The organism is Saccharomonospora halophila 8 (assembly GCF_000383775.1).
Lineage (GTDB): Bacteria > Actinomycetota > Actinomycetes > Mycobacteriales > Pseudonocardiaceae > Saccharomonospora > Saccharomonospora halophila.
In genome coordinates this window covers 4,048-6,333 of record NZ_KB912548.1, presented here as the reverse complement: position 1 = coordinate 6,333, position 2,286 = coordinate 4,048, and the positions used below count along the sequence as shown (strand labels likewise).

Sequence of the window (2,286 nt, the reverse complement as noted above, 5' to 3'; positions counted from 1 at the left end):
CCGCGCCCGGCGGGCTCGGTCAACGGCACCCCGGCCTCGGCCTGCAACGCCCGCAACTGCTGCGACACCGCCGACGGGGTGCGGTGCAACGCCTCGGCGGTGGCCGTGACACTGCCCCGGTCCGCGAACTCCCGCAGCGCCCGCAGCCTCTCGACGTCCATCCCGGCAGTGAACCACCTCAGCCCCCGGGCGCGAGTGCACCGGCCACGAACAGCACGATCAGCAGTGCCGCCACGAAGCCGAACCCGAGCAGGTAGTCCCGTGGTTTGCGGCGGCCGGGCAGCCGGCGTAGACCGAACAGCACCGCCACGAGCACGGTCACCGCGACCGGTACCAGCGCCCGCCACGCACGGTCCACACTGTTCAACGGCAGGAACGGTTCGGCACCGTAGAACGACAGAATCAGCGCGGGGAGCCCCAACCCCGCCGCCGCGACCGCCGCGAACAGGTTGAACCGCTGCTGGGCCTCACCGTCCTGGGCGACAGCGAAGGTGGACATGCTGTTCAGAAGACCGTGCAGACGGCTGCCCTCCTCGGCGAGTTCGACATCGATCGCCTCGCAGTGCCGGAGCGCGGCCCGGTGCGTCCGCATCCACGGCGGATCGGCATCCCTTCTCGCGCCTCGGGATGCCGACTCGGGTGCGTCGTACACCCCGGGGTGCCACAGCCACAGATGCATCCGCTCCCGCAGGGCCTCGCGGGCCTGGTCCCGTGCCCGGTTGACCGCCATCGACAGTTCCACCACGTCGGCCAGCGCCCGCCGCAGGGAGACGGTCCGCCGCCGGGCGAGCAGGTCGGCGACCCGCCGTTCCGACTCGTAGCGCAGTTCTCTGAGGCGCAACACCTCGTTGCGGGAGCCCTCGGTGACCGCCTTCGCCACGGTCACCGCCCGCGCCTCGGTTTCGTCGGGGACGGGGTGCGCGGGTTCCGCCAACGCAGCCGGAAGCAGGTCGTCGAGCCGCACGGTGCCGGTCGACTCCCGATGCCACCCGTCGGCCTCGTCCCAGACGGCGGTCACCGCGACGGTCACGTCCGTGCGGCCGTCGGCCGCGACGGTGACCCGTGCCTGGCCGACGACGATTCGTCGGCCCTCCGACGCGCGAAGTAGCCGTACCCACGGTGCGGTCAGGAAGGACCCGGAACCGCCGCACGCGACCGGGTCACCGCCGGCGGCGTCCCCCGGCTCCCCGGCGGGTCGGCACCCGACGGTCGTCCAGGCGCCGTGGTCCGTGCGCGGCGGGTTCCCACTGAGTATGCGCTGTCGGACACGAACCGTGTTCACACGCACAGTGTACGAGAGCGCACGTTCATCAAGTGGCACTTCATCGTATGTGCAGATCATTTCGCTGGTGCTTCAGCGTGGTCGCGGGTCAGGCTGGGTTCATGGCTGTCCGGGACCGTCTGCTCGCCGTGCTCACCGCTGTCCTGTGGGGCTGCAATTTCCTCGCGATCCACGCGATGCTCACGCACTTCCCGCCGCTGCTGGCCGGATCGCTGCGGTTCCTGGTGATCGCGGTACCGACGATGCTGCTCGTGCCGTGGCCGAAGGTGCGTCCACGCTGGCTGATCGGGTACGGACTCGGGTTCGGTACCGGACAGTTCGCGTTCCTGTTCGTCGGCCTCGACCTGGGGATGCCGACCGGGCTGGCGTCGCTGGTGTTGCAGGCCTCGGCTCCGTTCACGGTGCTGCTCGGCGCCGTGCTCCTGCGGGAGCGGCTCACCGGCCGTCAGGTGACCGGCATCGTGCTCGCCGTCGCCGGGATGACCGCGATCGCCTGGCAGCGCGCCGAATACGCTGCCGTGCTCCCGGTGCTGCTCACCGTGTTCGCCGCGCTCAGCTGGGCGATCGGCAACCTGTGCGCCCGTCGGGCCGAGCCGGCGAATGCGCTGCACTTCGTGCTGTGGAGCGCCGTCGTGCCCCCGCTGCCGATGTTCGTGCTGTCGGTGCTGTTCGAGGGCCCGCGGGCACAGTGGGCCGCGGTCTCCACCGTGTTCACCGGCGACGGGCTGATCGGTCTCGGCGCGTTCGCCTACGTCGTGCTGCTGGGCACCGTCGCCGGATCGGGTATCTGGACGACGCTGATGCGGCGGAACCCGGCCGGGGTGGTGGCCCCGTTCTCGCTGCTGGTGCCCGTGGTGGGCCTCAGCCTCGCGTTCGCGGTCCTGGGCGAGCGCCCCACTCCCGTGGAGCTCGCGGCGAGCGTCGTCGTGGTGGCGGGCGTGCTCGTCGGGTCACTGCGCGGGCGGACGACCGGGGGTGCGGGTGCCCGCCCACGCGGTGGCCCC

3 protein-coding genes are annotated in these 2,286 nt (G+C 71.7%); 1 reads left to right on the top strand and 2 read right to left on the bottom strand.

Features of this window, described 5'->3' with window-relative positions:
* Both SACHA_RS26610 and SACHA_RS0111280 read right to left on the bottom strand, forming a co-directional pair.
* Nucleotides 1-161 (bottom strand): LysR family transcriptional regulator (locus tag SACHA_RS26610; RefSeq protein WP_039738750.1); only part of this gene is annotated, 161 nt, incomplete at its 3' end.
* A gap of 17 nt (nucleotides 162-178) precedes the next feature.
* Nucleotides 179-1,282 carry a hypothetical protein gene (locus SACHA_RS0111280; protein WP_019809772.1) on the bottom strand — a complete coding sequence of 368 codons (1,104 nt, stop codon included), beginning with the start codon at nucleotides 1,280-1,282 and terminating at the stop codon, nucleotides 179-181.
* A gap of 101 nt (nucleotides 1,283-1,383) precedes the next feature.
* On the opposite strand from SACHA_RS0111280, the gene SACHA_RS21620 reads away from it, so the two are divergent.
* A partial coding sequence (locus SACHA_RS21620) for an EamA family transporter (protein WP_019809770.1) occupies nucleotides 1,384-2,286 on the top strand: 903 nt, incomplete at its 3' end.